The organism is Microcystis sp. M44BS1, from assembly GCF_020244875.1.
GTDB classification, from domain to species: Bacteria; Cyanobacteriota; Cyanobacteriia; order Cyanobacteriales; family Microcystaceae; genus Microcystis; species Microcystis panniformis.
The window spans coordinates 1-6,498 of sequence record NZ_JADBVM010000263.1 but is presented as its reverse complement, the minus strand read 5'-3'; the positions used below and the strand labels follow the sequence as shown (position 1 = coordinate 6,498).

Annotated in this window: 5 protein-coding genes; 4 read left to right on the top strand and 1 reads right to left on the bottom strand. The window is 38.3% G+C overall.

What is annotated here, in order from left to right:
• The 3 genes from IM515_RS20265 to IM515_RS20255 form a co-directional block, all read left to right on the top strand.
• On the top strand, positions 1-1,625 hold a 1,625-nt coding region (locus tag IM515_RS20265; RefSeq protein WP_287629938.1), incomplete at its 5' end, for a thioester reductase domain-containing protein.
• A gap of 92 nt (positions 1,626-1,717) precedes the next feature.
• A complete protein-coding gene (locus tag IM515_RS20260) occupies positions 1,718-2,326 on the top strand; it encodes an acyltransferase (protein ID WP_287629937.1) in 609 nt (202 codons plus the stop codon).
• A gap of 173 nt (positions 2,327-2,499) precedes the next feature.
• Positions 2,500-4,494: an ABC transporter ATP-binding protein/permease gene (locus tag IM515_RS20255; RefSeq protein WP_287629936.1), complete on the top strand. Its 1,995-nt coding sequence runs from the start codon at positions 2,500-2,502 to the stop codon at positions 4,492-4,494.
• Positions 4,495-4,748: 254 nt separating this feature from the next.
• On the opposite strand, the gene IM515_RS20250 is transcribed toward IM515_RS20255, so the two are convergent.
• Positions 4,749-5,201 carry a porin gene (locus IM515_RS20250; RefSeq protein ID WP_287629935.1) on the bottom strand — a complete coding sequence of 151 codons (453 nt, stop codon included), beginning with the start codon at positions 5,199-5,201 and terminating at the stop codon, positions 4,749-4,751.
• A gap of 372 nt (positions 5,202-5,573) precedes the next feature.
• On the opposite strand from IM515_RS20250, the gene pyrE reads away from it, so the two are divergent.
• Entirely contained in the window at positions 5,574-6,161 is a 588-nt protein-coding gene (pyrE, locus tag IM515_RS20245) for an orotate phosphoribosyltransferase (protein ID WP_287629934.1), read from the top strand.
• Positions 6,162-6,498: the final 337 nt, after the last annotated feature.

The following is a 6,498-nucleotide window of genomic DNA, read 5'->3' as shown; positions in this document are numbered from 1 at the left end:
ATTTAGTCGCCTACATAGTAGCTCATTATGAACGCATACCGATGATTAGTGAACTGCGTCAGTTTCTGTCCAGTAAATTGCCTTTGTATATGGTTCCTCAAGCTTTTGTTTTTCTGGAATCTTTACCCCTTACTACTAATCTTAAGGTAGATCGTCGCGCTTTACCTGCACCCACCGCAAGTCAGGATCAAAAAACGATGATTGCACCTCGGACAGCTACAGAAAAAATTGTTGCTGAGATTTGGCAAGATGTTTTAGGGTTAAAGCAAATTAGTATTTTCGATAATTTCTTTGACTTAGGTGGCCATTCTTTAAAAGCTACCCAAGTGATTTCTCGACTGCGAGAACAATTAGCTATTAATATTCCTTTAAACTATCTTTTTTCAGAACCGACGGTAGCAGGATTATCCTCTAATTTAGACTTGAATTTATCTGATAAAATTGAGAGTGTTCAAATCCCACATTGGCAAGTTGAAATCACCTTAGACCCCTCCATTCAACCGCAGAATATTCTGACTTTCTTTCCTCAAAAACCTGCTGATATTTTGCTAACAGGAGCTACGGGTTTTCTTGGAATTCATTTATTAGCTGAATTGTTGGATAAAACAGAAGCTAATATTCATTGTTTAATTCGAGACAAAGATTTAGAACAAGCTCAAGCGAAAATTTACCAGAAATTAAAAACCTTTCAATTATGGGATGAACAGAAAAGCTCTCGTATTATTCCTGTTATTGGTGATTTATCCCAACAACGTTTAGGAATGTGTCAACCTGATTTTCTGGAATTAGCCAATCAAATTGATGTGATTTATCATAATGGAGCTTGGGTTAATGCCATTTATCCCTATTCAATACTGAAACCCACTAATGTTTTAGGAACAGCAGAAATCTTGAGATTAGCGTGCTTAATTAAAACTAAACCTGTTCATTTTGTCTCGACAACTTCTGTTTTTTCCCCCAGTTATGCTCAAGGAAACTTAATTCAAGAATCTGATCCTTTAGGTATAAATCATGGACTCAATGCTGGTTATACTCAAAGTAAATGGGTTGCCGAAAAATTAATCATGGAAGCTCGAAAGCGGGGACTTCCGATTACAATTTTTAGAGCATCTCGAATTATTGGACATAGTAAAACCGGAATTTGTAATAGAGAAGATTTGTTTTGTCGTATGATTAAAGGCTGTATTCAATTAGGAATGATTCCTGATTTTGGTGACAGTACAGACGACCTCACTCCTGTGGATTATGTGAGTGGTGCAATTGTACATTTAGCCAGTCAAGAAAGCTCTTTAGGGAAAGCATTTCATTTGTTGAATTCTCACCCAACCTTAAATCGTGAGTTATTTGATTGTGTTCGGGAAATGGGTTATCCCTTGCAGTTGGTTTCTTTTGAAAAATGGCGATCGCATTTAACAGAACAATGTAAAATTAATACAGATAACGCTTTATCTCCGGTGTTAGATATTTTTTCCGATGAAAATTTATCCGCAGGTTATTCCCCCGAGTTGGATTCTCAAAATACGGTGATGGGGTTAAAGGGTACGGCCTTTAATTTTCCCCCGATTGATCAAAAATTGTTAAAAACTTATTTTGAATATTTTACTAAAAGTGAGTTTTTAAGATAATAAATGTCGATTTAATTACAGCCATTAATCTGAATTTTACCAGCTTATCTCATTCCCCAAAAATAGGTGATCAATTTCACGAGGAAAATATTATGTTTAACTTAAAACATCAATTATATTTATTAATTTCAAAATTTTTAGAAGAACAAGAACGGATCGAAAAACATAAAAAACTTTCCGACAATGCTACATTTCACAGTTCCGTCAAATTTATCGGAAAGTGTATAAACCTTAGGGAGGATAAAAGTCTAATTCAAATTGGAGAGAATACCGTCATATTGGGTGAATTATTTTTATTTGCTCATGGTGGAAAAATAGAAATAGGTAAAAATTGTTATATTGGTGAAAAAACTCGAATTAGATCAGCTAATTCTATCAAAATTGGAAACGAAGTTATGATTTCCGATGATGTCAATATTTATGATACCGATGCTCATTCATTAAATTACATTTTAAGACAGAAAGAATTTGTGGAAGTAGTCATTTTGAATAATCTGATTAAGGATGCTAAGGATGTTGATGTAAAATCTGCACCCGTGGTGATAGAAGATCATGTTTGGATTGGATTTAATGTTGGTATTCTTAAAGGGTTTACGATTGGGAAAGGAGCAATTATTGGAGCAGGTTCTGTTGTAACAAAAGATGTAGAACCTTTTACTGTTGTTGCTGGTAATCCTGCCAAAATTATCAAACGATTATGAATCTGATTCAATTCGGTTAGTATTCATTCCTGAACTGTAGAAAATCCAGAAAATAGTAATAATATAATTTCTGATAATAATGCAGATTTTTATGGTATGCTGAATTAATGTCTAACTCAAGAGATAGACATTCAAAGTTCTAATGTCCCTCATTTTAGAGTAAGGAGAATCCTATGAATGTTGCTGAAAAAAACTCAGATAGTATAAATCTCAAAGAAGATGTCCGAACTTTCAATCAATCTCTTCAAGAATTTTTAAGATTTATTCAAGTTTATTGGTATCCTAAAGAACACCAGGATAGAGCCTTTTCACAGATTATTCGTGCCTGGGGAATGCTCGTTTTATTGTTTTTATTATTAGTGGGATTAGTAGGTCTTAATGCGTTTAATAGTTTTGTTTTTAGAGACTTAATTACCTTCACAGAAGCTAGGGATGTAGAAAAATTAACTCATCTTGTCATTATTTATGGGATTACCCTAGGTAGTATGACGTTTTTCGGAGGATTGTCCAAGTTTCTTAAACAACTAATTGCGCTGGATTGGTATCAATGGATCAATAGTAGTATCTTGCAAAAATATTTTAAAAATCGTGCTTATTATCAAATCAATTTTAAAAGAGATATTGAAAATCCAGATCAACGTTTATCCCAAGAAATTCAACCCATCACCAGAACAACGATGGACTTTTTAACAACCTGCGTCGAAAAACTCATGGAGATGCTGGTTTTTATTGTCATCCTTTGGTCAATTTCTAGAACCATTTCTATAGTGCTTCTGGTTTATACGATTATTGGAAATATTCTTGCTACCTATATTACTCAACAATTAAATAAAGTCAATAAACAACAATTAGAAACCGAAGGAACCTATAAATACGCCATTACTCATGTTCGGACTCACGCTGAATCAATTGCATTTTTTAGAGGAGAAGAAAAAGAGTTAAATATTATTCAAAGGAAGTTCAATCAGGTGATTAAAATTATCATTGAAAAAATTAATTGGGAAAGAAACCAAGAATTTTTTAACCGCGGCTACGAATCCATTGTTCAAATCTTCCCCTTCTTAATTGTTTCCCCATTATATATTAGTGGTAGAATTGAATTTGGACAAGTTAATCAAGCCAGCTATTGTTGCTATTTCTTTTCCACAGCTTTATCCGTGTTAGTCGATGAATTTGGACGCTCCGGTGAGTTTATTAATTATATTGAACGTTTAGAAGATTTTTCCCAAGCTTTAGAGGATGTAAGCGAACAAACCAACCCAGTTAATACCATTCAAGTCATTGAAGATAACAATCTAACTTTTGAGGATGTCACCTTACAAACTCCCGATGCTGCTAAAGTGATTGTTGAACATTTATCCCTGTCCGTTGAACCAGGGGAAGGTTTATTAATTGTTGGGCCAAGTGGTCGAGGAAAAAGTTCTCTTTTACGCGCTATTTCTGGGTTATGGAATACAGGGACAGGTCATTTGATGCGACCTCCCCTCGACGATTTATTATTTTTACCCCAACGTCCCTACATCATTTTAGGAAACTTGCGCGAACAGCTAATTTATCCTCAAACGACAACGGAGATGAGTGAATCCCAATTAAAAGAAATCTTACAAGAAGTTAACCTACAAGATGTTCTTAATCGCATCAAAAATTTTGATGAGGAAGTGGATTGGGAAAATATTTTATCTTTAGGAGAACAACAGCGTCTAGCCTTTGCGCGACTATTCGTTAATCAGCCAGATTTTGTGATTTTAGATGAAGCCACCAGTGCTTTAGATTTAAAAAATGAAGATCATTTATATAAACAGTTACAACAAACTGGCAAGACCTTTATTAGTGTCGGACATCGAGAAAGTTTGTTTAACTATCATCAAAGGGTTTTGGAACTTTCCGAGGATTCTACTTGGCGTTTAATGAGCATGGCAGACTATCATCCATCAACAGCGATTGCAACTCATACCAACAATGAGCAAACCGTTGATGAAACGATAGAAATTGTCTCTGAAATGAACAATCAAGACAATTTTACCCATCAAGAAATGCAAAAACTGACCAACTATAGCTTAAGTACCATCAAAAATAAAGCCAGTCGAGGTCAAACGATTATTGCCAATGATGGCATGAGCTATCGTTATGACAAAACCCTTGATATTGCCAAATGGGTGAGAGTTTAGCTTCTCAGGGAGCTTCGATTGAACTTAAAAAGGTATCTTGCCGCAGTTCGGGAACCTTCAAAGAAGATTCTCGACCGATTACATTGTGAAGTAGGTAGGCGTTAAAAGTTGTCAGACACCCCCCTTATCAAAGGGGGGATTAAGGGGGGTGCCGATCCCCCCTTATCAAGGGGGGCAGGGGGGATCGAACCTAAAATCCATTTTTAATTTAATTATAACCAGCTACTTAGCCAATTCAAGTCTGAATTGGTAGATTAAAATCCGCCTGGACTTAAATAACTGGGATTTTCCTGTAGGGAAGTATCGAAGGGATTGGGTAAATCTTGGGTGCGAATTAAAGGACCAGACTGTTGCTGTTGCATAACATCATAGTATAAAGTTTCGACCAATTTGGCATCCCGGGTAATCATATTATCGAAATAGGAACCTTGCATAAAAGTACGCCAACCCTCCCGAGAGTTGAACTGTCCTAAAATGCTGGTGTAGTCGTAGAAACGACCCGTATTGTTATTAACAGCGCGGTTAAACAAACCGGGGATATTATTAAATCCCACCGCCGTATCGGGAGAGGGGACAAGTTGCAATTGTTGGGTTTTTACCGGTGCAGGATTGGTGGCGGGTGAATTTTGGGCGATCGCATTAGACGAACTTAACCAGACTAAACCGGTTAAACAAAACAGGGGAGGAAGTAAAAACTTAGCGCGCATGGGTAAAAATCTCCTCACAGGGATAGGGTTAATTAAAAAATCGCGTCAATGGGATGAGAAAGAAATTAATACTAAGTGGGTGGATATTAAAAACCTTTAGACACCCCCCTTATCAAGGGGGGATTAAGGGGGGATCGGCACCCCCCTTATCAAGGGGGGATTAAGGGGGGATCGGCACCCCCCTTATCAAGGGTAGATCCCCCCGCCTATCGGCACCCCCCTTATCAAGGGGGGATTAAGGGGGGATCGAACCTAAAATCCATTTTTAATTTAATTATAACCAACTACTTAGCGATCGAGTCAATATATAATGACTTTTGGCTTAATTGTAACCGAAATTTTGGAGTCAATCAGGCTCCTAATTCTGAAAATATGGCTAATTCTTCGGCAGCGAATCTTGACACTGCTTCCCTGCGTCAATTCCTCCTCGATGCTCTTGTCCGTCTTGCCTATCGAGAGGGGGATTTCACCCTGTCCTCAGGACAAAAAAGCAGCTACTATATCAACGGTAAACAAGTTACCCTCAATGCTGAGGGAGCTTTAGCCGTGGGGCGTTTATTGCTGTCTCTACTGCCTCCAGATACCCAAGCGGTGGCAGGATTAACCCTAGGAGCGGATCCGATTGTCAGTGCTGTTAGTGTGGTATCTGCCTACGAAAATCGCCCTATTCCAGCCTTAATCGTCCGTAAAGAGGCAAAAGGTCACGGAACCATGGCTTATATCGAGGGGCCGACTTTAAACCCCGGGGCTGCGGTGGTTGTCCTCGAAGATGTGGTGACAACGGGGAAAAGTGCTATGGTAGCGGTAGAAAGATTACGCAATGCGGGTTATCAAGTAGATTTAATCATTGCTTTGGTGGATAGAGAACAAGGAGGGGCGGAATTTTACCAATCTCAGGGAATACAGTTTCAAGCTTTGTTTTCGATTCGGGACCTACAGGCGGCTTATCACAATAAATAGCGGCGATTGGCGAGAAACGCTCGATAACTGGGTTTTAAAAGTCGGATTGGCTCTGGGGATAAACCACAAAGGCACAAAGAACACAAAGAGGAAGACAGATTCAAGCGGGATGCTTTCATTGCCTAAACGATAAGTTAAGTAGGTAGGCGTTAAAAATTATCAGAAACCCCCCTTATCAAGGGGGGATTAAGGGGGGATCGGCACCCCCCTTATCAAGGGTAGATCCCCCCGCCTATCGGCACCCCCCTTATCAAGGGTAGATCCCCCCGCCTATCGGCACCCCCCTTATCAAGGGGGGCAGGGGGGATCGAACCTAAAATCCATTTTTAATTTAATT

Coding starts and splice junctions, on each gene's coding strand:
- IM515_RS20260 (WP_287629937.1), top strand. CDS start 1,718: ATGTTTAACTTAAAACATCAATTATATTTATTAATTTCAAAATTTTTA.
- IM515_RS20255 (WP_287629936.1), top strand. CDS start 2,500: ATGAATGTTGCTGAAAAAAACTCAGATAGTATAAATCTCAAAGAAGAT.
- IM515_RS20250 (WP_287629935.1), bottom strand. CDS start 5,201: ATGCGCGCTAAGTTTTTACTTCCTCCCCTGTTTTGTTTAACCGGTTTA.
- pyrE (WP_287629934.1), top strand. CDS start 5,574: ATGGCTAATTCTTCGGCAGCGAATCTTGACACTGCTTCCCTGCGTCAA.